The organism is Sphingomonas changnyeongensis, assembly GCF_009913435.1.
GTDB classification, from domain to species: Bacteria; Pseudomonadota; Alphaproteobacteria; order Sphingomonadales; family Sphingomonadaceae; genus Sphingomonas_B; species Sphingomonas_B changnyeongensis.
The window spans coordinates 2,258,617-2,284,610 of sequence record NZ_CP047895.1 but is presented as its reverse complement, the minus strand read 5'-3'; the positions used below and the strand labels follow the sequence as shown (position 1 = coordinate 2,284,610).

General features: G+C 67.0%; 22 protein-coding genes, 1 tRNA gene and 1 pseudogene. 8 read left to right on the top strand and 16 right to left on the bottom strand.

Features of this window, described 5'->3' with window-relative positions; all coding sequences use genetic code 11:
- Positions 1-69 precede the first annotated feature (69 nt).
- The 7 genes from metH to GVO57_RS11245 all read right to left on the bottom strand — a co-directional run bounded on the left by metH (position 70) and on the right by GVO57_RS11245 (position 8,327).
- Positions 70-2,700: a methionine synthase gene (metH, locus tag GVO57_RS11275; RefSeq protein WP_160593217.1), complete on the bottom strand. Its 2,631-nt coding sequence runs from the start codon at positions 2,698-2,700 to the stop codon at positions 70-72.
- A 22-nt stretch (positions 2,701-2,722) separates the two neighbouring features.
- Positions 2,723-3,268 carry a GNAT family N-acetyltransferase gene (locus GVO57_RS11270; RefSeq protein WP_160593216.1) on the bottom strand — a complete coding sequence of 182 codons (546 nt, stop codon included), beginning with the start codon at positions 3,266-3,268 and terminating at the stop codon, positions 2,723-2,725.
- On the bottom strand, positions 3,265-4,323 hold the full coding sequence (locus GVO57_RS11265; protein WP_160593215.1) for a homocysteine S-methyltransferase family protein: 1,059 nt from the start codon (positions 4,321-4,323) through the stop codon (positions 3,265-3,267). The genes GVO57_RS11270 and GVO57_RS11265 overlap by 4 nt, the downstream gene beginning before the upstream one ends.
- A complete protein-coding gene (gene metF / locus GVO57_RS11260) occupies positions 4,320-5,261 on the bottom strand; it encodes a methylenetetrahydrofolate reductase [NAD(P)H] (RefSeq protein WP_160593214.1) in 942 nt (313 codons plus the stop codon). Before metF ends, GVO57_RS11265 begins: the two co-directional genes overlap by 4 nt.
- A complete protein-coding gene (locus GVO57_RS11255; RefSeq protein WP_160593213.1) occupies positions 5,258-6,196 on the bottom strand; it encodes an ArsR/SmtB family transcription factor in 939 nt (312 codons plus the stop codon). Before GVO57_RS11255 ends, metF begins: the two co-directional genes overlap by 4 nt.
- 167 nt (positions 6,197-6,363) lie before the next feature.
- Positions 6,364-7,464, bottom strand: a complete 1,101-nt coding sequence (locus GVO57_RS11250) for an LLM class flavin-dependent oxidoreductase (protein WP_160593212.1) — start codon at positions 7,462-7,464, stop codon at positions 6,364-6,366.
- A complete protein-coding gene (locus tag GVO57_RS11245) occupies positions 7,419-8,327 on the bottom strand; it encodes an aldo/keto reductase (protein WP_160593211.1) in 909 nt (302 codons plus the stop codon). The genes GVO57_RS11250 and GVO57_RS11245 overlap by 46 nt, the downstream gene beginning before the upstream one ends.
- 29 nt (positions 8,328-8,356) lie before the next feature.
- On the opposite strand from GVO57_RS11245, the gene GVO57_RS11240 reads away from it, so the two are divergent.
- A complete protein-coding gene (locus tag GVO57_RS11240; RefSeq protein ID WP_160593210.1) occupies positions 8,357-9,442 on the top strand; it encodes a Gfo/Idh/MocA family protein in 1,086 nt (361 codons plus the stop codon).
- Positions 9,443-9,676: 234 nt separating this feature from the next.
- Complete coding sequence (locus tag GVO57_RS11235) at positions 9,677-12,025, top strand: TonB-dependent receptor (protein ID WP_160593209.1); 2,349 nt, start codon at positions 9,677-9,679, stop codon at positions 12,023-12,025.
- Between the two features lie 60 nt (positions 12,026-12,085).
- Here the strand turns inward: GVO57_RS11235 and GVO57_RS11230 are convergent, their stop codons facing one another.
- From GVO57_RS11230 to GVO57_RS11205, 6 genes are all read right to left on the bottom strand, one after another.
- Positions 12,086-12,805, bottom strand: a complete 720-nt coding sequence (locus GVO57_RS11230; protein WP_160593208.1) for an NAD-dependent deacylase — start codon at positions 12,803-12,805, stop codon at positions 12,086-12,088.
- Between the two features lie 9 nt (positions 12,806-12,814).
- Positions 12,815-13,318: a DUF5946 family protein gene (locus GVO57_RS11225; protein WP_160593207.1), complete on the bottom strand. Its 504-nt coding sequence runs from the start codon at positions 13,316-13,318 to the stop codon at positions 12,815-12,817.
- An 86-nt stretch (positions 13,319-13,404) separates the two neighbouring features.
- Positions 13,405-13,716 carry a transcriptional regulator gene (locus GVO57_RS11220; protein WP_201752638.1) on the bottom strand — a complete coding sequence of 104 codons (312 nt, stop codon included), beginning with the start codon at positions 13,714-13,716 and terminating at the stop codon, positions 13,405-13,407.
- Positions 13,713-13,889 carry a hypothetical protein gene (locus GVO57_RS11215; RefSeq protein ID WP_160593206.1) on the bottom strand — a complete coding sequence of 59 codons (177 nt, stop codon included), beginning with the start codon at positions 13,887-13,889 and terminating at the stop codon, positions 13,713-13,715. The genes GVO57_RS11220 and GVO57_RS11215 overlap by 4 nt, the downstream gene beginning before the upstream one ends.
- Positions 13,890-13,915: 26 nt before the next feature.
- Positions 13,916-14,389: a hypothetical protein gene (locus tag GVO57_RS11210; protein ID WP_160593205.1), complete on the bottom strand. Its 474-nt coding sequence runs from the start codon at positions 14,387-14,389 to the stop codon at positions 13,916-13,918.
- A gap of 3 nt (positions 14,390-14,392) precedes the next feature.
- Positions 14,393-14,629 carry a helix-turn-helix transcriptional regulator gene (locus GVO57_RS11205; protein ID WP_160593204.1) on the bottom strand — a complete coding sequence of 79 codons (237 nt, stop codon included), beginning with the start codon at positions 14,627-14,629 and terminating at the stop codon, positions 14,393-14,395.
- 98 nt (positions 14,630-14,727) lie between these two features.
- Between GVO57_RS11205 and dapB the strand changes: the two are divergent.
- From dapB to GVO57_RS11185, 4 genes and pseudogenes are all read left to right on the top strand, one after another.
- Positions 14,728-15,439, top strand: a pseudogene (dapB, locus tag GVO57_RS11200) (4-hydroxy-tetrahydrodipicolinate reductase).
- Positions 15,436-16,071 carry an endonuclease III gene (gene nth / locus GVO57_RS11195; RefSeq protein ID WP_160593203.1) on the top strand — a complete coding sequence of 212 codons (636 nt, stop codon included), beginning with the start codon at positions 15,436-15,438 and terminating at the stop codon, positions 16,069-16,071. Before dapB ends, nth begins: the two are co-directional and overlap by 4 nt.
- Positions 16,072-16,161: 90 nt before the next feature.
- Positions 16,162-16,602, top strand: coding sequence for a hypothetical protein (locus GVO57_RS11190; protein WP_233281352.1), 441 nt, complete (start codon positions 16,162-16,164; stop codon positions 16,600-16,602).
- 58 nt (positions 16,603-16,660) lie between these two features.
- A tRNA-Arg gene (locus GVO57_RS11185) sits at positions 16,661-16,737 on the top strand.
- A 175-nt stretch (positions 16,738-16,912) separates the two neighbouring features.
- Here GVO57_RS11185 and GVO57_RS11180 read toward each other — a convergent pair.
- The gene (locus GVO57_RS11180; protein WP_160593202.1) at positions 16,913-17,437 is read right to left on the bottom strand and encodes a PEPxxWA-CTERM sorting domain-containing protein; all 525 of its coding nucleotides are present in this window, start codon (positions 17,435-17,437) and stop codon (positions 16,913-16,915) included.
- Between the two features lie 496 nt (positions 17,438-17,933).
- On the opposite strand from GVO57_RS11180, the gene GVO57_RS11175 reads away from it, so the two are divergent.
- Together GVO57_RS11175 and GVO57_RS11170 are read left to right on the top strand one after the other, a co-directional pair.
- Positions 17,934-19,052, top strand: coding sequence for a DUF2339 domain-containing protein (locus GVO57_RS11175; protein WP_160593201.1), 1,119 nt, complete (start codon positions 17,934-17,936; stop codon positions 19,050-19,052).
- A 59-nt stretch (positions 19,053-19,111) separates the two neighbouring features.
- Positions 19,112-20,884 carry a DUF2339 domain-containing protein gene (locus tag GVO57_RS11170; RefSeq protein WP_201752756.1) on the top strand — a complete coding sequence of 591 codons (1,773 nt, stop codon included), beginning with the start codon at positions 19,112-19,114 and terminating at the stop codon, positions 20,882-20,884.
- Between the two features lie 57 nt (positions 20,885-20,941).
- Here GVO57_RS11170 and GVO57_RS11165 read toward each other — a convergent pair whose 3' ends face one another.
- Positions 20,942-22,207: a surface lipoprotein assembly modifier gene (locus GVO57_RS11165; protein WP_233281351.1), complete on the bottom strand. Its 1,266-nt coding sequence runs from the start codon at positions 22,205-22,207 to the stop codon at positions 20,942-20,944.
- A gap of 51 nt (positions 22,208-22,258) precedes the next feature.
- Positions 22,259-25,597: a hypothetical protein gene (locus GVO57_RS11160; RefSeq protein WP_160593198.1), complete on the bottom strand. Its 3,339-nt coding sequence runs from the start codon at positions 25,595-25,597 to the stop codon at positions 22,259-22,261.
- Between the last annotated feature and the right edge of the window lie 397 nt (positions 25,598-25,994).

Here is a 25,994-nt window from a genome sequence, read left to right as displayed (position 1 = left end):
CGGCTGATCGCGGTCCATCGCCGGGCCGCCGCGCACGCCCCCGCGCGCGGCGGCCCGTTCAGGCCGGGATCAGTCGAGATTGGGCCGCAGCCAGCGCTGCGCCTGATCGAGGCTGACCCCGCGCCGCACCGCATAGTCGGCCAGCTGGTCCTGCCCGATCCGCGCGACGCCGAAATAGGCGGACTGCGGATGGCCGAAATAAAAGCCCGAAACCGCCGCCGTCGGCAGCATCGCAAAGCTTTCGGTCAGCGTCGCGCCGGCCGGCGTGCCGCCCAGCATGTCGAACAGGATCGGCTTCAGGCTGTGGTCCGGGCAGGCCGGATAGCCGGGGGCAGGGCGGATGCCGCGATACTGTTCGCGGATCAGCGCCTCGTTGGTCAGCTGCTCATCTGGCGCATAGCCCCACAGGGTCGTGCGGACATGGCTGTGCAGCGCCTCGGCAAAGGCTTCGGCCAGCCGGTCGGCCAGCGCCTTCAACAGAATGTCCTGATAATCGTCATGCGCGGCCTTGAACCGGGCGATGTGCGGATCGATGCCGTGAATGGCGACGGTAAAGCCGCCCAGCCAGTCATCGGCGGTGTCGATAAAGTCAGCCAGGCACATATTGGGCTTGGCGGTGTTCTTGGCCATTTGCTGGCGCAGGAACGGCAGCACCACCGCGCGTTCGGGCGGGGCGGCACCTGCCCCAGGGCGGTGGCCATCGGGATAGACGAGCACATCGTCGCCATGGCGCGCGCACGGCCAGAGCGCCGCGACGCCCCGCGCGGTCAGCCATTTTTCGGCGATGATCGTGTCGAGCATCTTCTGCGCATCGGCATAAAGGCTGCGCGCGCTTTCCCCGACAATCTCGTCATCGAGGATCGCCGGGAAGTTGCCCGCCAGTTCCCAGGCGCGGAAGAACGGCGTCCAGTCGATGAAGTCGCGCAGATGCTCGAGCGGCCAGTCGTCGAACACATGCAGGCCGGGCTGGCGCGGCGCGGGCGGCTTCAGCGCCGGATCGATGGTCATGCCGCGCGCCCGCGCTTCGGCGATCGGCAGCAGCTCGTTCTGGCCCTTGCCCTCGCGCGCGGCGCGCACGGCGGCATAATCCTCCGCCGTGCGGTCGATGAACGGCTCCGCCTGGGTGTCGCTGACCAGCGCCGATGCGACGCCGACGGCGCGGCTGGCATCGAGCACATGGATGACCGGCCCCTTATAGGCCGGGTCGATGCGCAGCGCGGTATGGACCTTGGACGTGGTCGCCCCGCCGATCAGCAGCGGCATCGTCATGCCCGCGCGCTGCATTTCCTCCGCCACCGTCACCATTTCATCAAGCGACGGGGTGATCAGCCCAGACAGGCCGATCATGTCGGCCTCATTCTCGTTGGCCGCTTCGAGAATGCGGGTCCAGGGCACCATCACGCCCAGATCGATGACCTCGAACCCGTTGCACTGGAGGACGACGCCGACGATGTTCTTGCCGATATCGTGCACATCGCCCTTGACGGTGGCGAGCACGATCCGCCCCTTGCCCTTGGCGTTCTCGTCCTTTTCGGCCTCGATATAGGGCAGCAGATGGGCGACCGCCTTTTTCATCACGCGGGCCGATTTCACGACCTGGGGCAGGAACATCTTGCCCGCGCCGAACAGGTCGCCGACGACGTTCATCCCGTCCATCAGCGGGCCTTCGATCACCTCGATGGGGCGGGCAAAGGCCTGGCGCGCTTCCTCGGTATCGTCCACCACATGGGCGTCGATGCCCTTGACCAGCGCATGTTCCAGCCGCCGCGCGACCGGCCAGCTGCGCCATTCCTCGGCCTGTTTTTCCGCCACGGCGTCGCCGCCGCGATATTTTTCGGCCAGCGCGATCAGCCGTTCGGTCGCATCGTCGCGCCGGTCCCAGATCACATCCTCACAGGCTTCGCGCAGTTCCGGGTCGATCGCGTCATAGACGTCGAGCTGGCCGGCATTGACGATGCCCATGTCCATCCCCGCCTGGATGGCGTGATAGAGGAACACGCTGTGCATCGCGCGCCGGACCGGCTCGTTGCCGCGGAAGCTGAACGACAGGTTGGAAACGCCGCCTGAAATATGGACATGCGGGCAGCGGGCCTTGATCTCGCGCGTCGCCTCGATGAAGTCGATCGCGTAGCGGCGATGCTCGTCAATCCCGGTCGCGACCGCGAAGATATTGGGATCAAAGATGATGTCTTCGGGCAGAAAGCCGATGCCGGTCAGCAGCTTATAGGCACGCTCGCAGATCTCGACCTTGCGGTCGCGCGTGTCCGCCTGGCCGACCTCGTCAAACGCCATGACGACGACGGCGGCACCATAGGCCATGATGCGCCGGGCCTGCTCCAGGAACGGCTCCTCGCCTTCCTTCATCGAGATCGAATTGACGATCGGCTTGCCCGACACGCATTTCAGGCCGGCTTCGATCACCGACCATTTGGAACTGTCGATCATCACCGGCACGCGGGCAATGTCCGGTTCGGCGGCGATCAGCTTCAAAAAGGTGGTCATCGCCTGTTCGGCGTCGAGCAGCCCTTCGTCCATGTTGACGTCGATGATCTGCGCGCCGTTTTCGACCTGCTGGCGCGCGACCTCGACCGCGCGCGTATAGTCGCCGGCCATGATCAGTTTCTTGAACGCCGCCGATCCGGTGACGTTGGTGCGCTCGCCGATATTGACGAAGACGGCGGAGGGTCCGGTTCCAGACATGGGGCTTTGGGGTGTCCAGCGTTTAGCGGTTGGCGTTGAGCGGGCGGGCGAGCACGACATCGTCGCAGATCGTGCCGCCGACATCGAAGCGGCGGGTGGCGATCTGGGTGAAGCCGTGCCGGGTATAGAAGGCGCGGGCGCGGGCATTGCCGGTATGCACGCCGAGCAGCAGCCGCGCATCGGCGGCGGCACGCGCCTGCGCATCGGCGATCGCGGTCGCCATCAGCGCCGGGCCGAGGCCGGAACCGTGATAGCGGCTGAGCGTGTAGATGCGCCGCAGCTCGATATCGCCGGGCGCGGCACCCGGCAGGTCGGGCGGCATCAGCAGCGCATAGCCGACCGGGGCCTCGCCCGGCTCGGCCAGACCCAGCCAGGCACGGCCGCCACCGCCCAGCATCGCGGCAAAGGCGTCGCTGCTGCTCGCGCGCGTGCAATGGGCGATGATCGCCGCCCCGGGCAGGATGCCGGCAAAGCCATCCAGAAATGTCGCGCTGCCGACCAGGGCGAGGGCAGCGGCGTCCGCCGCCCCGGCACTGCGGATGCGCCAGCCCGGCGCGCCGTCGGTCATGCCGGAACCAGGAACGGGTCCAGCCCGGCCAGCATCGTCTGCCGCCGCGGCGCGGGGACCGCGCGGGGCGCATGGCCGGCCACGGCGCGCGCCATCTGCGCGATATGGTCGGGGGTCGTCCCGCAACAGCCGCCGACGATGTTGATCAGCCCTTCCTTCGCCCAGTCGCCGATGAAGCCCGCCGTGGTTTCGGGCGCTTCGTCATATTGCCCCAGATCATTGGGCAGGCCGGCATTGGGATAGACCATCATCAGCGTGTCGGCGACCGGATTGAGCGCGGCGACATGCGGACGCAGCTGCGGCGCGCCGAACGAACAATTGAGCCCGATGGTCAGCGGCCGGGCATGGCGCACCGAGGCCCAGAAGCTTTCGACCGAATGGCCCGACAGGTTGCGCCCCGACATGTCGGTGACGGTAAAGCTGATCATCAGCGGCACTTCGACGCCGCGGGCCATGCCGGCTTCCAGCACCGCCATGATCCCCGCCTTGGCATTGAGCGTGTCGAAGATCGTTTCGATCAGGATGAAATCGACCCCGCCGTCGAGCAGCGCATCGGTCTGCTCGCGATAGACCTGCTTCAGCTCGTCGAACCCGATCGCCCGATAGCCGGGATCGTTGACGTCGGGCGACAGCGACAGCGTCTTGTTGGTCGGCCCCAGCGCCCCGGCGACGAAGCGCGGGCGCCCGTCCGCCGCCTCGGCAGTGCGGGCGGCGTCGCGCGCGATCTGGGCTGAGGCCAGGTTGATGTCGCGCACCAGATGCTCGGCACCATAATCGGCCTGGCTGATGGTGTTGGCGTTGAACGTGTTGGTCGACACGATGTCGGACCCGGCGGCCAGATAGGCCTCGGTGATTTCCGCCACCACATGCGGGCAGGTGAGCGCCAGCAGGTCGTTATTGCCCTTCTGGTCATGGCTGAGCGTCAGGCCGCCGCGATAATCCGCCTCGGTCAGCCGATAGGACTGGATCATCGTGCCGAACGCGCCGTCGGTCAGCAGGATGCGGGACCGCGCTTCCTCGCGCAGCCGCCGCGCGGCTTCGGATGCCGTGATCATGCCGCCTTCTCCGTCACCTGCGCGTTGCCGCGCACGCCCAGCATATGACAGATCGCATAGGCCAGTTCGGCGCGGTTGAGCGTGTAGAAGTGAAAATCGCGCACGCCGCCCGCATAGAGCCGCCGGCACAGCTCGGCGGCGATGGTGGCGGCGACCAGCTGGCGCGCGGCCGGCAGATCGTCCAGCCCCTCGAACAGCCGGTCCATCCAGCCCGGAATGGTCGCGCCGCACTGGGCGGCGAAGCGCCGCGTCTGGGCGACGTTCGACACCGGCAGGATGCCCGGCACGATCTCCGCGGTCACGCCGCGCGCCGCCGCCTTGTCGCGGAACCGGAAGAAACAGTCGGGCGAGAAGAAGAACTGGCTGATCGCGCGCGTGCCGCCGGCGTCGATCTTGCGCTTCAGATTGTCGATGTCATCGTCAAGGCTGCGCGCCTCGGGGTGCGCCTCGGGATAGGCGGCGACCGAAATCTCGAACGGGTGCAGCCGCTTCAGCCCCGCGACCAGATCGGCCGCGCTCGCATAGCCGCCGGGATGCGGCGCAAAGCCCTGGCCCGCGACCGGCGGATCGCCGCGCAGCGCGACGATGTGGCGCACGCCCGCCGCCCAATATTCATCGGCGATCGCGTCGATTTCCTCACGCGTCGCCTCGACGCAGGTCAGGTGCGCGGCGGCGGCGAGCGAGGTTTCGCGGACGATGCGGGCGACCGTGGCATGGGTGCGCTCGCGCGTCGATCCGCCGGCGCCATAGGTCACCGACACGAAACGCGGGCCGAGCGGGGCAAGCGTCTGCACCGCGTCCCACAGCTGGGTGTCCATTTTCTCGGTCTTGGGCGGAAAAAACTCGAACGACACGCCGATATCGCCCGACAGATCGGCAAACAGCGGCGCATCGAGGGCGCGGCGCGCCTCTTCGAGCTGGGCGAGGGATGGTGTCATGCGGCGATCTCCTGGATCAGCCCGGGGCGGTGCCCCAGCCAGAGTTTGACGGTCAGTTCTCCGCCGTCGAGCGTGTCGGTCCGGCCGAGCGCAAGCCCCGCCGCCGCCAGCCAGCCGGCAATCTGTTCATCGGAAAAGCCCAGCCGGGCATGCGCGTCGCGCGCGCGCAGCTCTTCCCGGTCGTGCGGCGCAAAATCGACGATCAGCATCCGCCCTCCCGGGCCAAGCAGCCGCGCGGCTTCTGCCAGGGCGCTTGCCGGCTGGCTCATGAAATGCAGCACCTGGTGCAGGATCACCGTGTCGGCCACCGCTTCGCCCAGCGGCAGCGCGGTCAGGTCGCCCTGGCGAAGCTCGGCCCCCGGCACGGTTTCGGCCAGCTTGGCGCGGGCAAGGCGGAGCATTTCCGGGCTGCGGTCGATGCCGATCGCCTTCACCGCGCGCGCGCCGAACAGTTCGAGCATCCGGCCCGTGCCGGTGCCGAGATCGACGAGCCGGCCAATGGGCGCGTCGCCCAGCATCGCGGCCATTGCCGCCTCGACCGTTTCCTCGGGCGCGTAGAGCGAGCGGATCGCGTCCCATTCCTCGGCGCGGGCGGCGAAATAAAGCGATGCCGCCTCTGCCCGGTCGGCGCGGACGGCGGCAAGGCGCTGCGCATCCTCATCCGCCCAGTCGCCCGTTGCCCGGTCGATCGCCGCCAGCAGCGGCGCGACATGCGCGTCCTCGGCCAGGGCGAGAAAAACCCAGCTGCCCTCGCGCCGCCGGACGGTCAGCCCGGCATCGGCGAGGATGCGGACATGGCGTGACACGCGCGGCTGGCTTTGCCCCAGCACCTGCGCGAGTTCGCCGACGGACAGCTCCATCGCCCGCAGCAGCGCGAAGATGCGCAGCCGCGTCGGGTCGCCGAGCGCGCGGAAGATTTCGATCAGCCGGTCCACGTTTCAGGACATAAAGATATCTTTATGTCCGCACAAGGCTGTTGTCGCCCGATCTTGCCGCCAAGGTGCTTAACAGCTGGTTGCTCCGGCACATCGCGGCCGCCGCAATGCGAAGCGGCCCGGACGCGCTGGGCGTCCGGGCCGCTCGTCAACAGAATGATATCGGCTCAGCCGAGCGGCGCGTGATCGATCCGCGGCAGCACGTGCCGGGCGAACAGATCGGCCTCGGCGGCGTGCGGATAGCCCGACAGGATGAAGGCCTCGATGCCGAGCGCGCGATAGCGTTCGAGCTTGGCAAGCACCTGATCGGGATCGCCGACGATCGCCGCGCCGCAGCCCGAACGGGCACGGCCGATGCCGGTCCACAGCTGCGGTTCGGCAAAGCCCTCATCATCGGCGTTCTCACGCAGCATCGCCTGGGCGGTGACGCCAACCGACGCCGAATCGAGCGACTTCTGGCGGATCGCCGCGCCCGTTTCAGCATCGAGGCGCGACAGCAGCCGCCGGGCATAGGCCCGTGCCTCGTCCTCGCTTTCCCGCACGATGACATGGGCGCGGTAGCCAAAGCGCAGCGTGCGGCCATAGGCGGCGGCCCGCGCCGTCATGTCGGCGATGATCGCCTGCACATTGGCCTCGGTATCCGGCCACATCAGATAGACGTCGGCGGCGCGCGCCGCCGCGTCGCGCGCATCGGGCGACAGGCCGCCGAAATAGAGCGGCGGGCATTTGCCCGACACGGTGCCGATGCGCGGCGGATCGATGGCGATCTTGTAAAACTCGCCCTGATGGTCGAGCGGCTCGCCGTTGAGCAGCGTCTTCAGGATCTGCATCACCTCGACGCAGCGCTGGTAGCGCGGGGCCGAGGGAAGGGTTTCGCCCGGCATGTCGGACGAGATGATGTTGACGGTCAGCCGCCCGCCCAGAATCCGGTCGATGGTCGCGATCTGCCGGGCAAGCTGGGGCGGCCAGCTTTCGCCGACCCGGACCGCCATCAGCAGCCTGATCCGCTTGACCAGCGTCGCGATTGCCGCGGCAAAGGCGGTGGTGTCGATGCCAAGCGTATAGCCCGAGGGCAGCAGAATATTGTCGAAGCCGCCGCTTTCGGCCTGCAGAACGATGTCGCGGCAATGCTCCCAGCTTGATGCAAGCTTTGGATCCGGAACGCCCAGAAACTCGTAATCATCGTCGCAAAGCGCTGAGAACCAGCTGATTTCGCAAGGTTTCACGGCAGTCTCTCTCCCATCGATGCTTCGAGCACGGCGTACCATTCAGCTCTCGTCCAGCGCGGCTTGAGCGCGTCTCCGATTTCGGCGATCCGTTCGACCCGCTGGGTGCCGACGATCGGGATCGGCCGGGCGGGGTGCGCCATGATCCAGCTGAGCGCCGCCGCCCCGCGGCCGACGCCGTGTGCCGCCGCCTTGGTATCGAGCAGATCGGCGACCGCCTGTTCGCGCGCAGTGCCCGGCGTCGCGATCCGCCCGCCGCCGAGCGGCGACCAGGCAAGCGGGGTCAGGCCCATCGTCATCGCCTGATCGAACAGGCCGCTGTGCAGCGGCGCCAGCGCCAGCGCCGAGAATTCGGGCTGGGTCGCGGCGATCGGCACGGGCAGGAAATGCTGGAGCGCTGCGGTCTGCGCGGGGGTGAAGTTGGACACGCCGACTGCCATGATCTTGCCGGCGGCATGGGCGGCCTCGAGCGCGCGGGCCACTTCCTGCGGGTGGGTGAGGATATCGGGACGGTGGATCTGCCACAGCTCCACCCGCTCGACGCCCAGCCGCTTCAGCGACGCGTCGATCGCCGCGCCGATATAGGCCGCGCTCGAATCATAGGGGGTGCCGATCACGATGCCGCCCTTGGTCGCGAGCGCCATCCGTTCGCGCAGGCCCGGCGCGGCGGCAAACACCCGGCCGAGCAGGGCTTCCGCCGCGCCGAACGGCTCGCCATTGTCGGGGCCGTAGATATCGGCGGTGTCGAACAGCGTGACACCGGCGGCGAGTGCGGCTTCGACCTTGGCCTGGGCGGCGGCGACATCGTCGCCGGCAAAGCGCCACATCCCCCAGGCGATTGGGGAAACCATGATCCCGCTCTTGCCGAGCGGGCGCGGATCGGGTGAGAAGGGAAGGTATGTCATCGTTGTCATATGACACGAAGGGAGAGGAAATGGGAAGCAGGGTTCGCTATGGATTGATCGGCACCGGAATGATGGGCGTCGAACACATCCAGAATCTGCGCGTGACGCCGGGTGCCGAGCTGACGGCGATCAGCGATCCGGTCGAAACCTCGCTCGGCTGGGCGCGCGATGCCGCTGCCGGCTGGTCGGACCCCAGGGTGTTCGCATCGGGTGAGGAGATGGTGCGTTCGGGCGCGGTCGACGCGGTGATCATCGCCGCGCCCAACCACACGCACCGGGCGGTGCTGGAGCCGCTGATGGACCTGCCCGTCCATATCCTGTGCGAAAAGCCGCTGGCGACCACGGTGGCCGATGCGCGCTGGGTGGCCGAACAGGCGGCGGCGCGCGACCATCTGTTCTGGACGGCGATGGAATATCGCTTCATGCCGCCCGCCGCGCGCTTCATCGAGCAGGTGCATGGCGGGCGCATCGGCCGCCTGCAGATGCTGTCGATCCGCGAGCACCGGTTCCCGTTCCTGCCCAAGGTTGGCGACTGGAACCGGTTCAGCCGCAACACCGGCGGCACGATGGTCGAGAAATGCTGCCATTTCTTCGATCTGATGCGGCTGATCGTCCGCGCCGAAGCGGTCAGGGTCTATTGTTCGGGGGCGATGGACGTCAATCATCAGGACGAGCGTTATGGCGGCGAAAAGCCCGACATCATCGACAACAGCTATACGGTCGTCGATTTCGACAATGGCGTGCGCGCGATGCTCGATCTGTGCATGTTCGCCGACGGCGCGGAAAATCAGGAAGAGATCACTGCGGTGGGCGACAAGGCACGGCTTGACGTGCTGATCCCCGAAAGCGTGATCGTCCATTCGCCGCGCACCGGCTTTATGAACCCCAAACAGGCGACGCGCGAGACGGTGCCGGTTGACGAGACCGCGCTCAAGGCCGGGCAGCATCACGGCTCGACCTATTATCAGCATCAGGCGTTCAACGCTGCGGTGCGCGGGCAGGGGCCGGTGATCGTGTCGGCCGAAGATGGCCTGCGCGCGGTCGAGATCGGTGCCGCCGCCGAACTGAGCGCGCGGGAAAAGCGCGTCGTCGAGCTGGCCGAGCTGCGCGGCTGACGCAGCGATCTTGAGCGAGGGGGGCGGGGGCCAGGGTGTTTGCCCCCGCCTCCGCACTCCCTCCGCCGGATTGCGCGCACGGCGTGCAGCGGGAGGTGATGCAGCCGCGCAACGCTTGTTCAAACAAATGCTTTGCGGACTCGCGATGGTCTTTCGCGCCATAAGGATTTCTGCTTAGCATTTATGACAACGCTGCCAAAGAAAGCGGCGACGTCTGTCCGAGGGGAAACCGCAATGAAATCTGTCTGGCTGACCTCCAGCATTATCGCGCTTGCCGCCGCAACGCCGGCATTTGCCCAGAACGCCTCCGGCCAGGACGGTGCCGCGCCTGAACAGGCCGCTGCCGAGCCGGCCGATATCGTCGTCACCGCGCAGCTGCGCTCCGAACGGCTGCAGGACGTGCCGGTCGCGATCACCGTGCTCAGCGGCAACGCGCTCGAGGCGCAGGGGCGCGTCAATCTTGAAGGCGCGGTCAATCTGATCCCGTCGTTCAACTTCCTCAAGTCGGGCACCACGCTCAACCAGTCGCTGTTCCTGCGCGGCGTCGGCACCTCGACCTTCTCGATCGCCGGCGAGCCGTCGGTGTCGACCGTGCTCGACGGCGTCGTGCTCGCCCGGTCGGGCGAAGCGTTTCAGGAACTGGTCGATGTCGACCGGCTCGAAGTGCTGCGCGGCCCGCAGGGCACGCTGTTCGGCAAGAACGCATCGGCGGGCGTGATCAACATCATCACCCGCGCGCCGGGCAAGGATTATGAAGGCTATGTCGAGGCCGGCTGGTTCTCCGACGACGAATATCGCGGCCGCATGCTCGTCAACGTGCCGGTCACCGACACTGTCGCGATCCGCGCCACCGGCTATTACGCCAACTGGGACGGCAACATCACCAATGTCGCGCTGACCCGCAACCGCACCGTCAACGGCTATGAACGCTATGGCGGCCGCATCAAGGCGCGCGGCGACTGGACGAACGTCAAGGCGACCTTCATCTTCGACTATTACAAGAACAGCGACGATTGCTGCGCCGAGGTGATCGGCACCGGGGCGCTAACCGGCGCGGGCCTGCCGGCCACCAACCCGGTGTTCAGCGTGCTGCCGACGCCGCGCGGCGACGAGACCCGCCAGATCAACCAGAACCTCGTCACCCGCACCGAAGAGCGCGGCTGGGGCGCCTCGCTGCAGCTCGACGCGCAGGTCGGCACGCAGACGGTGACCTCGATCACCGCCTATCGCGACTGGCGCAACACCGAGATCCGCGACGGCGACTGGCTGCCGGCCGCCTTCCAGGGTGCCGGGCTGCAGCAGCTGCATGATCGCGGCCCGCAGGAAAGCAGCACCTTCTCGCAGGAACTGCGCCTTGCCTCGCCGGGCGGTGAGTTCATCGACTATGTCGTCGGTGCCTATTATTCGCGCGCCGAGAACCGCCGGATTTTCCAGCGTGACGTGATCGCCTGCAACACCGCCGGCAATCCGACGCCCAGCCCGCTCGTCACCTGCGGCGCCGCGGGGGCACCGGCCAGCACCTTCCCGACCGGGGTTGCCGATTTCGGGTCGGTGTTCAAGACGACCGCGCTGTTCGGCCAGGCGACGTTCAACTTCACCGAACGCCTCCGCGCGATTGCCGGGCTGCGCTTCACGCTCGACCAGCTCGACGTGTTCCACAGCCGCAACACGACGCTCGCCGGTCCGGGCATCCAGCCCAGCTTCCCGGTCATGCCGGGCGGCGTCGGCCAGCCTGCGGCCCCGTTCCGCAGCAAGACGGATGCGGAAAATCTGTCGGGCCGGGTGGGCCTGCAGCTCGACGTGCTCGACGACTCGATGGTCTACGGCATGTATACGCGCGGCTATAAGGGGCCGGCGTTCAACGTGTTCTTCAACCTGACCCAGGTCGGCACCGATCCGCTCGACCCGGAAGAGTCGGATGCCTTTGAACTGGGCATGAAGAACACGCTGTTCGGCGGCAAGCTGGTGCTGAACCTCGCGGCCTTCTACGCCAAATATCGCAACTTCCAGGCGAACAACCCGGATCTGGTGGCGGGCGTGATCGTCACGCGCTTCACCAATGCCGGCTCGGTATCGACGCGCGGTGCAGAGCTTGACCTGATCTGGCGTCCGGCCAGCGACCTCAGCATCACCGGCGGCCTTGCCTATACCGATGCCAGGGTCGACCGGTTCCAGCTGCCGCCGGGCGCGCTCCCGACCCAGGTCATTCCCTCGGGCACCGAACTGGCGTTCGCGCCGAAGTGGAAGGGGTCGATCGGTGCCGATTATCGCTGGCGCACCGGCGGTTCGGTCGATCTGTTCTTCGGCGGTCAGGCGAACATCCAGTCGAGCCAGCTCGGCCAGTTCTCGCCCGATCCGGTGGTGCGGGAACGCACGACGATCGACGGCTATGCGCTCGTCAACCTGCAGGCCGGGCTGGTCGATCCGGAAGACCGCTACCGGGTGACCTTCCAGGTCCGCAACCTGTTCGACGAAAGCTTCGCCGCCTCGATCGTGAGCGGCGGGCCGGCGGGCAGCTATCGCTACATCATCCCGCGCGACGCCGACCGTTATTACGGCGTCACCGCCCGGGTGAACTTCTGATCCGGGGATCCGGCACGGGCATCGCCCGTGCCGGATCGTCCGCCGGTCAGCCGCTGCCAGTCAAACGCGGCCGGTCATCTCGGCCACCCATGTCGGCACCAACTCGGTGGCCGGGCCGAACCGGCTGTCGTCGAACAGCCCGCTTCCCGCCGAGGGTTCGAGATTGAGTTCAAGCGTGCGCGCGCCATGCGCCGCCGCCACGCGGACAAAGCCCGCCGCCGGATAGACGGCCCCCGATGTGCCGATCGACACGAACAGATCGGCCCTTGCGAGCGCGGCTTCGATCCGCTCCATCTGATAGGGCATTTCGCCGAAGAACACGATGTCGGGCCTGAGCGCGCGGGCGCCGCAGGCCGGGCAGGGCGGCCAGTCACCCGCCTGTGCCGCGCCCATCGGCCCATGCCATTCGCTGCGCCCGTCACAGGCCAGGCACCAGGCCGAACGCAGCGCGCCATGCATGTGAACGAGGCGCGCCCCACCCGCGCGCTCGTGCAGATCATCGACATTCTGGGTGACGATTAGCAGATCGCCCGGCCAGTCGGCATCAAGCCGCGCCAGCGCATGATGCGCAGCATTCGGGCTGACCGCATCAAGCTGCGCCCGCCGCGCATCATAGAAACGGTGGACCAGCGCCCGATCGCGCGCCAGCGCCTCTGGCGTGCACACATCCTCGATCCGGTGCGACGCCCACAGCCCGTCGGCCGCGCGAAACGTCTCCAGCCCGCTCTCGGCCGAGATGCCCGCCCCGGTCAGGATGACGATGTTTTGGATGTCGTGCATGGTGCCGTTCTAGCGGATCGGGCGAGCGTCCGCGAAGCGAAGATCGTCTGAACGATCTTGAACGGCCCTCAGCAACGTGGCGGTCTGTTCGGCAAGCGCCGCCCATGCGCGGAATGCAGAGTTGGCCCATGCTGTCACCGCCGGCACATGATCGCTTTTTCCGCGCGCGAGGACGTCAGCCAGGGTCACGTCAAACTGCACGGGCCGGGGCGGCAGCGGCGGAAGACTGGCTTTGACGAGTTTTTGCATTATCGGGGCGATGCGCGCATGATCTGTCCGCGCGTCCAGGGCAAGATGAAGCGCCGCATAATGAACCCATATGGATTGCCGGGCGCGTCGATCGGTCGGGTCGCCGGGGTGCTGAAGCGCATAGGCATCGACGGTCAGCCGGTGAACGGCACCGAACAGCGCCCGATCCTGATATTCACGGGCCAGCAATGTGCCATAGCCGTGCCAGCACCCGGGAGATGACTGCATATATTCATGCGTCGGACCCGACATGGCTTCGAACATGCCTCCGCACGCAAAGCATCTCTCGTCCATCGCTCCGGCCTCGCTCCTGTCGGTTGCCAAGTGATCCAACCCGGCCTCAAAATGTGCTAATCAGCTGTGATCCTGGCCTGGGCATCATCAACCAGCCGCTGAAGAGCGGCGATGTGTGCGGTGAACGCTTGACGGCCGTTTCGGGTCAGTGCTGCCCAGGTTCTCTGTCGGCCACCCAGCGACGCCTTGCGAAGCCGAACATGGCCATCCTCTACCAGCACGGACAGGTGCTTTGAAAGGACAGAGTCGCTCACTTCAACAATATCTCTGATGGTTGCGAACTCGGCCTCGTCCACGCGCGCGAGCAATGCCGCAATCTGAAGCCGGGCCGCCGGGTGCAGGGTCGCGTCAAAGCCGCCAATCATCATGCCCGGTCCCGACGAAGCAGCGCAGCGCGGTAAATCCGTTCCCAGGCAATGCTGGCCGCGGTGCAAATGACGAAGGTCACAACCCCAATAATCAGGGCAGAAAACTGGATCCCGTCGCCACGAGCAACGTAAAGCGTCGCCCATACCATCGTCGCCAGGAAAGCGGCCAGCATGAATGTCAGCGGCCTGGTGCCGCCCCTCAGCCGTCCGCATCCTCATCGGTCATCGACCAGGCGAGAAGGGCCGTTGGCAGCAGCGATGCGGTCAGGAACAGGCCCCAGAACAGCATGTTCCACGCGCCATAGCCGGCGGGCGTCCACCAGCCGGTGTCGCTGGCCGCGCCGGCATAGGCGATGCCGAGCAGCATCAGCGCCGACAGGATGAAATAGCTGCGCGACAGGATCCGTTCGCGCAGCTGGCGTTCGCGTTCGTCCAGCCGCACAGCCTCTTCGGCGACGATGCGCTGGGCGGAGCTTTGATAGATGGGCAGGGCGCACAGGATCGCGGTGGCGATCATCACCAGTCCGGCGATTTCCGCCGGCGCGCCGGGTGCGGCCGCCAGGATGATGCCGCCTGCCGGATAGAGGCCAAGCGCCAGCCCGGTCAGCAGCCGCAGCCGGCCGGTGGACATTGGCGACCCGCCCTCGCCGGTCGGGGACCTGTAGAAGATCATGGTTCAGCCTTTCTGTGAACGGCGGATCAGCTCCGCCACCGGCTCGAACGGGTCGAGCGAGAACAGCGCCTCCACCGGCACGTCGAACACCCGGGCGATGCGCAGCGCCAGCTCCAGGCTGGGCTTGTAATCACCGCGTTCGAGATAGCCGATCGTCTGCGGATTGACGTCGACCCGGGCGGCAAGATCCTTGCGCGACAGGCCGGCTTCGGCGCGGAAAAGGGAGAGTCTGTTGTGCATGGCGTCCTATGATGCTCTGTATAACGCGATTCGTTGTGTAAACACAACATATTTTTTGGTCCTTGCGCTTTTGCGGTCATTGGGGGAACGGAACGGGCATGACAGCGATCGGGATCATCGGAGCCGCGGGCCGCATGGGCCGCGCCATCGCCGCCGAGGCGGCGGAACAGGGCGTCACGCTGGCCGGGGGCGTCGACCGGGGCGGCGACATCGCCGCGCTGGCGCGCGCGGCGGACGTGCTCATCGATTTTTCCGTGCCCGATGCGCTGGGCGAGACGCTTGCCGCCGCGCGCACCGCCGGCACGCCGGTGCTGATCGGCACCACCGGGCTCGCGGCCCACGACCATGCGGCGATTGATGATGCCGCGCGCAGCGTCGCCGTGCTGCAGGCGGCCAATACCTCGCTTGGCGTCAATCTGCTGGCGGCGCTGGTCGCGCAGGCGGCGGCGCGGCTGGGGCCGGACTGGGATATCGAGATCCTGGAGATGCATCACCGCCACAAGGTCGATGCGCCCAGCGGCACCGCGCTGCTGCTCGGCCATGCCGCGGCCGAGGGCGGGGCCATGCATTGACGCCCGTCGTCGACCGCACCGGCGCGCGCCGGCCGGGGATATCGGCTTTGCCGTGCTGCGCGGCGGATCGGTGGCGGGCGATCATCAGGTGATCCTGGCCGCCGAGGGCGAGCGGATCGAGCTCGGTCACCGCGCCGAGAGCCGGGCGATCTTCGCGCGCGGCGCGCTGCGGGCGGCGCTGTGGCTCGCCGGGCGCGGGCCGGGCCGCTATGCGATGAAGGACGTGCTCGGCCTGTGAAGGCGCCCGCGATCTTCGAGTTTTTCCGGCGGCTGGCCGAGGCCAATCCGGCGCCCGAGACCGAACTTGCCTATGTCAATGATTACACGCTGCTGGTGGCGGTCGTGCTGTCGGCGCAGGCGACCGATATCGGGGTGAACAAGGCCACGAAGCGGCTGTTCGAAACTGTGACCACGCCCGAGGCGATGGTCGCGCTGGGTGAAGAGGGGCTGAGGGCGCATATCCGCACCATCGGCCTGTTCAACACCAAGGCGAAGAACGTCATTGCCTTGTCCGAAGCACTGATCCGCGAGCATGGCGGGCAGGTGCCGGCCGACCGCGACGCGCTGGAACGGCTGCCGGGGGTGGGGCGCAAGACCGCCAATGTGGTGATGAACACCGCCTTCGGCGCGGAGACCTTTGCCGTCGACACCCATATCTTCCGCGTCTGCAACCGCACCGGCCTTGCGCCCGGCAAGACCGTGCTGGCGGTCGAGCGGGGGCTGGAAAAGCGGGTGCCCAAGCCCTTCCGGCTGGGCGCGCATCACTGGCTGATCCTGCACGGCCGCTATGTCTGCAAGGCAAGGCGGCCCGAATGCTGGCGCTGCCCGCTCGCGGATCTGTGCCGGTTCAATCCGAAGACGCTTGCCTGATCCCGCCTGATCGGTGCAGCCTTGGCCAGGCAGGGGGCCGATGAGCTGACGACGCGTGCGCGGGGCGCGCGTGAGCAGGAGGACGGGCCGATGCGCGTTTTAACGATGATCATGGCGGCGGCAGTGCCGCTTGCTGCCTGTGCGAGCGACGATCAGCGCGCTGCCGCCCGTGCAGCGGCCGAGGCTGCGGCGCAGCTGAGCGCCGACGGCCAGGGCTATGCCGATGGTGCGCGCTTTGCCGGGCCGGCGCGCAACTGCGTGCCGATCAACGATCTGCGGCAGAGCCGTGTGCGCAGCGACCGGGTGATCGATTGGAGCGGCGGCAGCGGCCGCACCTATCGCACCGTGCTGCCCCAATCCTGCCCGACGCTCGGATTTGAACAGCGTTTTGCCTATCAGACGTCGCTGACCCAGCTGTGCGCGCAGGACATCATCACCGTGCTGCAGGGCCCAAGCGCACAGCCGGGGCCGGCCTGCGCGCTCGCCCCGTTCCAGCCGATCACCCCGCCGCCGCGCGCCGGACTTCGGTAAAGCTTGTGCGATAAGGGGCTGGCGCCATGCGAAATCGCCTGCTAAGCGGCCCCTCCACGCACCCATAGCTCAGCTGGATAGAGCGCTGCCCTCCGAAGGCAGAGGCCAGAGGTTCGAATCCTCTTGGGTGCGCCATTTTCCGATCCGCCAGTTCGCCGCTCAGGCGCGCGATATGTTGTTTGTCGCGGGCTGTGCGACGCTTGCGTCCCGCGGGCCGGGGTCTGCGATATCTGGCCGGTGCCGAGCGTGAGTCAAAAAACCCCGCCGGATCTCTCCAGCGGGGTTTCATTCATCGCGTTGCGGAATGCAGTTACGCGTGCGATGTCGCTGCGGTCGAGGCTTTCGGTTGACGCAGCGTGCCACCGATCAGGCCGAAGCCGACAATAAGCATGGCCCAGGTCGCAGGTTCCGGCACAGCGGGAGCGGTGTTGGTCACCGTCAGGGTCGAAGGGCTGCCGTTGATCGACTGATAAGACCCGGTGGTGTCAAGCGATGCCAGCGTAAATCCGCTGTTGATCGAGAAGGCAACGATGCCAACCGGGTTTGCCATGACACTGATGGAGTTCAAGTTCACACCGAACGAACGCCCCATGATGATGCGTGCGCACCCAACATTGGAACCATTCAGGCGGAACACGCAATTTGCCGTGCTGAGATTGAGGATCTGCTCGTCGCCAAGCGGGCTATCACTCTGAAATGAAAAAGAGGCTTCCATGCGGACGCCGCCGCCTGTCGATGAGCCCGACCAATCATAAATAACGGCGGCCGATGCGGGTGCCGACAAGGCTGCCGAACCCAGCGCAATCGCACTCATCAAGACATGTCTGATTTTCATAATGCCCCCAAGTCAGCAGACCAGTCACGGTGGATTTCCGGGGTCGTCGAAGATGAGATGATCGTCAAGATGAAATTCTGGCCTGTCTCAAAACGAAGCGGAGCAAACACCCCCGCTTTGTCATGCGTCATTTTCATATGTGCCAGGCGCATATAGTCAGCACATCAATGGCTTGTCTTAGATTTTGGTCGGCAGGACATGCTCGGTAGCGTCGAATATATGGTGATTGGCGGGCCGGGACAGTTGGCGGCCCGCGCATTGATGAGCCCGGCCGGGGCGTCATGCCCCGGCCGGGACGGCGTTCCTCAGAAGTTGAACCGGACCGCGGCCGAAACGGTTCGCGGGTTGATCGTTCACCCGGCGATGACGCCCCAGTGATTGCCGCGCGGGGAGCATTACGGGTATCTCCGACAATCGGGAACGCGTCCCCGTGCCCCGCCAGCCGATCTCGTGATTGCAAAGCGTTTGAAGCTTGGCGATGAGGGCCGGGGGGATCATGGGCATTTTCATCACTCTTCTGATTGTCGGCCTGATCGGAGCCGCGTGGCTGCGGATCGACAGGCTGCAACAGCGCGTTTCCCGCCTTTCGCTTGAGCTCGAGAATCTGCGCGATGCACTCCGCGCGCCGGAGCAGGACGACATCCACCAGATCAGGGCAGCCGCCGAAGCGCCGTCCGCGCCATGGGCCAAGCAAGCCCCAATGCCACCAGCGAGCGTGCCCGGTCCGGCCCCGAGCGAGAGCCGCCCGTCCGAGCCTGCAGCCCCGGAACCGGTAGCGAGCGCCCCCATTGCCGCTGCCGCGCTCGACGAAGCGCTTCCGGAAGCACCGGCCGGTGGCTTCACCTTCGATTTCGAGGACATATTCGGACGCCGACTCCCGATCTGGGGCGGCGGCTTCGCACTGGCAATCGCCGGCATATTCCTCGTCCGTTTCTCGATCGAGGCAGGATTGCTGACCCCGCCGGTGCGGGTGGCGATGAGCTTCGTCTTCGGCCTCGGTCTGCTTGCAGCGGCGGAGGCCGCCTTCCGTCTTGATGCACGGCTTGCCGATCCGCGAGTCAGGCAGGCGCTCGCGGGGGCGGGGCTGGCGACGCTTTACGGTGCCTTCTATCTTGCGGGCACGACCTATGGCCTGATCGGTGCGGGGCCGGCATTTCTCGGCCTTGGCGGCGTGACGATAGCGGCGATCGGGCTCTCGTTCCGATTTGGCCTGCCGAGCGCGGTGATCGGGCTGGTCGGGGGCTTTGCTGCCCCACTGCTGGTCGAAAGCGACAGCGGCAATGTGCCGCTGCTCTCCTTCTACCTCGCGCTGATCACGGGCGGACTGACATGGACCGGCGCGCGCCAGCGGCAACGCTGGATGAGTTATGCGGCGCTCGCGGCCGGCCTTGGCTGGGGCGTGCTGATGATGGTCGCGGGCGTTTCCAGCACGTCGGACCTCGCGGCGCTGGGGATCTATCTGGTGGTGCTGGGCGCAGTGCTGCCGGCCTTTCTCCAGTCGCGCGGCGGCCCCACGCTCCCCCAGCTCGCGGCGGGCGGGATCGCGACCCTGCAGATGGCAGTGATGGTCAGCGATGCGGGCTTTGCGCCGCTCACCTGGGGCTTTACCTGCTGATCGGCGCGGCGCTGACCGCACTGGGGTGGCGGTTCGAGGCGCTGCGACCGGGGACGCTGGTGACCGCCGGGCTGGGGCTGTGGCTGCTGTTCGTCTGGCCCGATCCCGACGACGGATTCTTCGCGCTGGTCGCCTTTGCGCAGGTGGCGATTTTCGCCGGCGTCCCGCTCGCGCACCATGTGCGTGGGCGCGCGCAGCCGCTCGATCTGGCGCAGCTGTCATTGGTCTCGCTGGTCATGGCGCTGGCCATCTATGGCCGGTTCGGCTTCGGGCAGGCTGATGATTTCGCGCCGCTGCTCGCGGCCACCGTTGCGGTGCTGGCGGTCATTCCGGCGACAGCCTTCATGCTGATGTGGCGCCGCGGGCAGGAAGGCGAGACGCGCACGGTGCTGACCGTGCTCGTCCCGGCGGTGATGCTCGCGTTCGGTGCGCTGCTGCTCGTCACCCCCGCGTGGCTGGCCCCGGCGATGGCACTCTTAGCAACTGGTCCGCTGCTGTGGTGCGAGGCGCGCCGCGATGCGCCGGCGCTGCATGCGGCGGCCTGGCTGGGGGCGGCGATGGCGCTGACCGCGCTGGCCGTGACGCCCGATTTCAGTGTGGAGCTGTCCCAGCTTGGCAACCTTGCCGAGCCCGTGGACATGCTGCGCGCCGGCCTGCGATGGGCGGCGGCGGGCACGATCTTTGCCGCGAAGGCGCGCCTCTCCCGCCCCGCACTGTCACGGTCGGTCGGAGAAACGCTGGCCGTGGCGCTCGGCTACGGCCTTGCCGCGCAGCTGCTGCCGAGCGCGGCACTGGCGTGGATCGCCGCAATCTTCGCCAGTGGACTGTTCGTCGTCGTCCCGCAGCGCGTGGCGGCATGGGGGACCGCGCTCGCCATCACGGCCATCTGGAGCCTGGAGCCGCTGATCGGATGGGCGACTGGCGGGATCATGGCGCTCACTGGTGCCCCGTTCATGGTGACCTCGGCCGTCAAGCCGCTCGATATCGTGCTGCGTGTCGCGCCGCTGGTTGTGGCGCTGGCGATGCTGCTGACAAAGGGGCGGGATCTGCCGGCCAACCTCCGCGCGCATGGATTGGCCGGACTGGCGGTTCCCGGCATGATCGCGCTCCACAGCCTCTACAAGCAGATCTTTGCCATCACCTCGCCGGTCCAGTTCGAGGACCATGGCATGGGCGAACGCAGCATCTGGCAGGCCCTGCTGGTCGCGGGGGCCTATGCCGCCGGACGGAGCCTGCCGGCAGGGCTGCGACGCCCCGTCAGCCTGGGGCTTGCGACAGCGGCGCTGGCGCATTTCGCGATGTTCACCCTGTTCCTCCACAATCCGCTATGGGCACTCCAGCATGTCGGCCCGATCCCAATCGTTAACTGGCTGCCCCCGGCCTATCTGGCCGCGATCGTCGCGCTCCGGATCGGGCACCGGCAATGGGATGACGCGCCTCCCGCCGCCCGGACCGCAGGCGATGCGGCGGCAATGGTGCTGATTACGCTGCTCGCTTTCTCGCTCCTCCGGCAGGCCTTCGCCGGATCTGTGCTGACCGCGCACGGCATCGGGCCGACCGAAAGTCTGCTGATTTCGCTGATCGGGATCCTGCTGGCGCTTGGCTTCCTTTGGTGGGGATCGTTGCGCGCGTCGCGCAGCTGGCGGATCGGCTCGCTGGTGCTGATGCTGGTGGCGGTGATCAAGGTGTTTCTGATCGACGCTGCAAGGCTCGAGGGCCTGCTGCGGATCGCCAGCTTCATGGCGCTCGGCTTCAGCCTGATCGGCATTGGCTGGGTCTATTCGCGCCAGCTCTCGCGCGGCGCGGACGATACCGGCGTGAAAGCGGCCTAGATCTGCTGCGGAAACGGCCGGGTTCCGCCGATCGCTTTCATGCCGGGCGCGCTATGGTCAGAATGTGCGGCTCAGGCCGGCCTCGACCGCCAGTCGGCGATAATCGAACAAGCCGACTGTCGAGATGTTGCGTTCTGCCACGACACGGACGACGGGGGCAAAGCCGCGCACGCTCAGCTGGCGGAACGTGCCGCCGACCACCCCGCGCAGGAACCATTCGCGCCGGGGCTGCGGGAAAATGAACAGCGGGCCGTCGCCCGCCAGCCGGCGGATGGCAGCCGATCCGAACAGGCTCGCCCGGCCGAGCTGGTGGAAATAGAGGGCCGACAGGCCGCCGGACCAGCTTGCGAATCCCGGATCCCGGGCTTCCTGCCGTGCGCCGCTCAGGGTCAGCGCAGCCCCGGCGCGTGCGCTGACCGCGAACTCATAGGTTGCCGAGATCTGATGGCCGGTGCCGTCCTGGCCGCTGTTGCGCGGAAAGCGTGCCCAGCTGGTCCCGGCGCTCGCGGTCAGTTGCCCGCGGCGGCCGATCGGGCGCAGCCAGTCGATCGTCACGCTGCGGGCACGTGAAAAGATGGAGCCGCCGAACCAGCGCCAGTCATGGCCGCCCGACAGGGTTACACGGCTGCCATCGGCGCCTTGGTGTTCGAGCCCGATTTTGGGTTCGATCTGAATGTCGTTGAAACTGTCCTCCTCATAGAGCCGCGCGCTGCCACTCAGGCGGGGAAGCACGCTCAGGCGCGACGACAGTGGCAGGCGCAGATAAAGCTGGCCCGACGGCGCAACACCGATGCCGGAGCGGGCGCGGGCATCCGGGCTCAGTTCGATCGGGAACAGTCCGGTGTCGAGCGTCTGACGACCGGTGGCCCGGTTGACGTTGCTGTCAGGCGCAATCGCAATCTCGAAAGTGGCACCGATCGGCGCGCGCGAGCGCAGCGCGGTGCGGAACTGATCGACGATGCGGGCAATGTCGGGTGGCAGGCCGGCGGCCTGCGCCTGGCGCAGTTCACGCGCGGCCGCACCGGTGTCACCCATCGCCGTCAACAGCCGCGCGAGCTCCACCCGCACGCGCGCAGCGTCAGGTTTTTCATCAAGGATCCGGCGGAGCAGCGTCGCCGCCTCGGCGCGTCGGCCCTGCGCTTCCAGCAGCCCGGCAAGCCGGAACCGCGCCTCCGCGCGGATTTCCGGGTCAGGATCGGTCGTGAGTGCTTCGAGCAGGGTTTGCGCGTCACGTGGCCGGCCATTCGCGCGGGCGCGTTCCGCCAGCGCGAACAGCTGGGCCGGGTTGAGGCCCGTCAGTTCAGCCGCCGGTGCGACCGGCATGCTTTGGGTGGCGGCGAAGGCCGCTGCCGCTAACCAGCCTGGCATGCGGGTTTACTGCCGCCGGCCCACAAAGGCGGCCTGGCCGGCCAGGCCCGGCAGCGTCCCCGCCGGGGTGGACGTGAACCGCATATGTGCCGCCGCCTCGTTGGCATCGGGCCCGAAGAATGCGCCCCGGAAATCGCCCGAATATATGCCGCCAAACATACCCGACAGGCTGCCGCCCGATATTGACCCGTTATTGACGATCAGCGGATCCATGGTGACGTTTGTGTTCGTGCGCAGGTTCGTCGCGCTCAGGTTCAGCGTGGCCCCGAAGCCGAATGATGCCCAGTCAACCTCCAGCCGCCCGGTTCCGGCCAGCAGGAAGCGGTCTTGCCCTGCGGCACCAAGCCCTGCGGCGGTGCCGTGGACGACCCCGTTATAGGTCGCGCTGCCCGTGCGCGGAATGCGATCGAGCGGTGTGCCGAGGCCGAACATGATCGACCGGTCCGCAGCCGCGCCGTTCGTTCCCGCAAACTCCATCTGGGCGAAGCTGGCATAGCTCAGCGCAAGCTGATCATTGCCCGCACCGCTGTTATAGACCCGCCAGGTGGTGACCCCGTTGCCGCCGGTGACGCGATAGGTGGTGAAGCGGGCATCGCTTTCCGCCGCCACGCGGCTGGACGGGCCGACTTCGGTTGCTGCTGCGGCCGGCAGATCGCGTTGGGAGAACTGGGTGATGCCGGTTCCGGGGAACAACCGGACCCGGCCGCTATCCAGCACGGTCGACGCCTGGCCGACCGTCGTCGGACTGCCCGTGCCGCGCACATAGTCGATCCCGGCGCTCTGGCTGTCCAGGCTGGCCGCATCGCGCAGTCGGGCGAGCGTCTCGGGCGGCGGTGCGCTGGTTCCGCGCGCGCCGATCAGATAGCCGCTGAACACCGTTCCCGGTGCACCTCCCGTACCAAAGGTCAGCGCGCTCCCCAGTTCGCTGCCGCCCGGGCCATAGAAATAGCCTTGGCCGAAGGCCGACGATACATTCCGGATGCTCAGCGACGTCTGAAAAAGATTGATCGACGTCGTGCGCCCCTCCAGCGTGAAGCCCGCCAACGTTGCGCGGGGTGCTCCATTGTCAAGTTCACCCCGGACGATTGAGGTCCCGACACCGACCATCTGTCCCGATGCCCAGTCGATGCGGAGCATGCCGGTGCCGTTCAGCAGGCGCAGTCCGTCCTGCATCGGCTGCAGTGCTTCGATCGCGATTGCAAAATCGGCCGCCGTGGCTCGGGGGATGTCGACATTCGGGGTGCGATAGCCAAAGGTGAACCCGTGCAGCGTGTTGCGTTCGATACCGCCCTGAGTGTCGATCTGGCGCCAGATGCCCCCACCAACATGGCGGGTTCCGATCAGGCCCTGGGCGCCCGCCACGCTCAGCCTAAGTTCGTTGCGCGTGCTACCGTTGGCGGTCCGGAAAATGGTCGTGCCAGAGTTGCTGGCGGCAATGTCGCGCGTCGCGGGTGCGAAGGTCTCGCTGGCTGCCGGCAGGGCAGGGGAGCCGGGCGACGATACCGTGTAGCTGCCCGTTGCCGCATCGAAGCTGACGGTAAGTTGCCCTTCCTCCGAAGTCAGAGCGCTGGTTCCGGAGAAGGGGTAGAAGAGACTCGCCCGTCTTGCATCGGCCAGGAAGGTCTCGCTCGCCGTCAGGTTGTCGAGGCCGGGATTGAGCGGTGTCGGCCATGGCTCGGTCAGCGGAACCCGGGGTGGCGGTGTTCCCACCGGCTGCCCCGATGACGGGCCGGTTGAAATCAGCCGGGTCGCGACCGCGCCCTGCGCTGCGAGCACGGTGCCCGCGCCCGGCGTGAACAGCGAGAACGCACCCGTGGCCTCTTCGGCATTGGGGCCGTAGAACGCGCCCTTCAGCCGACCCGCAGCACCTGGCTGTCCGCTGATGACCGCATCGAACGAAGCCGACAGGAACGGGGTTGAACCGCGCAGCGTAAAGTCGCCGAGCGGCGTTGCGGTTCTGGTGCGCAGGTTGGTGGCGACCGGCGAAAGCCGCCCACCGATCGTCTGCGCCTGCCAGTCGAACTCAAGCCGGGCGCTACCCTGCAGGCTGAACCTGTCGCCATCCGGACCGGCACCAACAGCGGTGCCATGAAGCACGCCCTGATAGACGCCGCTGCCACTACGCGGTGCATTAACGAACCCGGTTGCGAGCCCGAAAACCGTCGTATAGTCAATGAACTGGTTGCCCAGGTCCATTTCGGTCATGGCGAACGTCGAGTAGGTCAGCGCCAGTTCCGGGTTCGGCGTCATGTAACGATAAAGCCGCGTCGTTCGGACGGTGGGGAAGGTTGTGCCGGTGTTGCGATAGGCGACGAACAGCGGGTCCGACAGTGCATCGACCCGTGTTGCCGGCGTCAGCGGGTTTGCGAACATTTCGATCGCCTGCGCGTCTGGGCCAAGCGTGCGGATGCGGATTTCGCTTTGTGATATCGGCCGGACGCCAGTGGCCGTGAACCGCCCGGCAGTTGCCGACGCGTCGTAAAGAACCTCCGTCTCCAACTGCTGCAGACTGGTGTTCGATAGCAGCGTTGCAAGCGTTTCAAATGCCGGCGCGGCTGTGCCGCGCGTGCCGGTCAATGTGCCTGCCGCCATCTGCTGGCCGAAGCCGGCGCTGAACGACGCCCCCAGCTCGCTGCCCGACGGGCCGAACAGCCGGCCTTCGATCGTTCCCGGCAAAGGCGATCCCGGATTGAGCTCGAGCTGGATGTCTCCCTGCAGCCTGTTCGATGCCACCGAGAAGTTGCCGTTTGTCGACCACCGGAAATAGCTGGGGGATGAAAAGCCCGAGAAGGTTGCGAAACGGGTTGATGCGACACCATTGCCGGTGGTGCGGCCGGTGCTGAAATCGAGTGTCAGCAGCCCGCTGCCGGTGATGGGCTGAAAGTCATTCAACCCGGTCAGCGCGCCCAGGAGGCCGACACCGAAGCTCGCACTGCCCGTGCGCGGCACCTCAGCCTCCGCTGTTCGCAGGCCGAATACGAAACTCGTCAGCTGGTTGAGAGTCGATCCGGCAAATGGTTCGCTGTTCTGCAGGGTGCCGCCGGCCACGAAGCGGGTGCCGTAACGGCTGGTCTCGCCCGTTCGCGTGAGGCTCAATGTGCTGGTCACAAGGCCGCCGATCGCGCGAAACACGTCGAAGATCGGGTTGCCGTCGATGGCGCCCGAACCCTGTGTCTGCAGCGTCGCAAGCGTATCCTGGCCCGAAAGGATCGCATAGCTGCGGGCCGAGGCATCGTATTGGACCGACAAAGGCACGGGTGCCGTCGGCCGGTTGGCAGCGACAATGCCGCCCGCAGAATAGGTTGCCGTCACCCGCGACGCTTCAGCCGGAAAGGTGTCGGACAACAGGATCGGGGCAAGGGATGTGTTGTTGAGTGGCGGCGCTGCCGGCGCCGGGCTCGGTGCGGGCGCAGGGCTTGGCGCCGGTGCGGGCGCAGGGCTTGGTGCCGGGGCTGGCGCAGGACTTGGTGCCGGGGCTGGCGCAGGACTTGGTGCCGGGGCGGGGCTCGGACTGGGTGAGGGCGACGCAACCGGGGGCGCGGGCGTAGGGTTGACACCCGACCCGCCACCGCCACCCCCGCACGCCGCCAGGGTAAACAGACTAGCAATAACCGATGCGACCGAAACGCTGCGCATTTACGCCCCCTTGTGTTTGCGGCGGTCATGGCAATCTCCCGCGCTTCAATCAACGTCCGGATTGGCGGTCAACGCACAGAAAAAGCGACCATTTTGGAACCAGTCT

Excerpts from the sequence above, each read along its gene's own strand:
- metH (WP_160593217.1), bottom strand. The coding sequence starts at position 2,700 with ATGTCTGGAACCGGACCCTCCGCCGTCTTCGTCAATATCGGCGAGCGC.
- GVO57_RS11270 (WP_160593216.1), bottom strand. The coding sequence starts at position 3,268 with ATGACCGACGGCGCGCCGGGCTGGCGCATCCGCAGTGCCGGGGCGGCG.
- GVO57_RS11265 (WP_160593215.1), bottom strand. The coding sequence starts at position 4,323 with ATGATCACGGCATCCGAAGCCGCGCGGCGGCTGCGCGAGGAAGCGCGG.
- metF (WP_160593214.1), bottom strand. The coding sequence starts at position 5,261 with ATGACACCATCCCTCGCCCAGCTCGAAGAGGCGCGCCGCGCCCTCGAT.
- GVO57_RS11250 (WP_160593212.1), bottom strand. The coding sequence starts at position 7,464 with ATGGTACGCCGTGCTCGAAGCATCGATGGGAGAGAGACTGCCGTGAAA.
- GVO57_RS11245 (WP_160593211.1), bottom strand. The coding sequence starts at position 8,327 with ATGACATACCTTCCCTTCTCACCCGATCCGCGCCCGCTCGGCAAGAGC.
- GVO57_RS11240 (WP_160593210.1), top strand. The coding sequence starts at position 8,357 with ATGGGAAGCAGGGTTCGCTATGGATTGATCGGCACCGGAATGATGGGC.
- GVO57_RS11235 (WP_160593209.1), top strand. The coding sequence starts at position 9,677 with ATGAAATCTGTCTGGCTGACCTCCAGCATTATCGCGCTTGCCGCCGCA.
- GVO57_RS11230 (WP_160593208.1), bottom strand. The coding sequence starts at position 12,805 with ATGCACGACATCCAAAACATCGTCATCCTGACCGGGGCGGGCATCTCG.
- GVO57_RS11225 (WP_160593207.1), bottom strand. The coding sequence starts at position 13,318 with ATGTTCGAAGCCATGTCGGGTCCGACGCATGAATATATGCAGTCATCT.
- GVO57_RS11220 (WP_201752638.1), bottom strand. The coding sequence starts at position 13,716 with ATGATGATTGGCGGCTTTGACGCGACCCTGCACCCGGCGGCCCGGCTT.
- GVO57_RS11215 (WP_160593206.1), bottom strand. The coding sequence starts at position 13,889 with ATGCTGGCCGCTTTCCTGGCGACGATGGTATGGGCGACGCTTTACGTT.
- GVO57_RS11210 (WP_160593205.1), bottom strand. The coding sequence starts at position 14,389 with ATGATCTTCTACAGGTCCCCGACCGGCGAGGGCGGGTCGCCAATGTCC.
- GVO57_RS11205 (WP_160593204.1), bottom strand. The coding sequence starts at position 14,629 with ATGCACAACAGACTCTCCCTTTTCCGCGCCGAAGCCGGCCTGTCGCGC.
- GVO57_RS11190 (WP_233281352.1), top strand. The coding sequence starts at position 16,162 with ATGCGCGTTTTAACGATGATCATGGCGGCGGCAGTGCCGCTTGCTGCC.
- GVO57_RS11180 (WP_160593202.1), bottom strand. The coding sequence starts at position 17,437 with ATGAAAATCAGACATGTCTTGATGAGTGCGATTGCGCTGGGTTCGGCA.
- GVO57_RS11175 (WP_160593201.1), top strand. The coding sequence starts at position 17,934 with ATGGGCATTTTCATCACTCTTCTGATTGTCGGCCTGATCGGAGCCGCG.
- GVO57_RS11165 (WP_233281351.1), bottom strand. The coding sequence starts at position 22,207 with ATGCCGGTCGCACCGGCGGCTGAACTGACGGGCCTCAACCCGGCCCAG.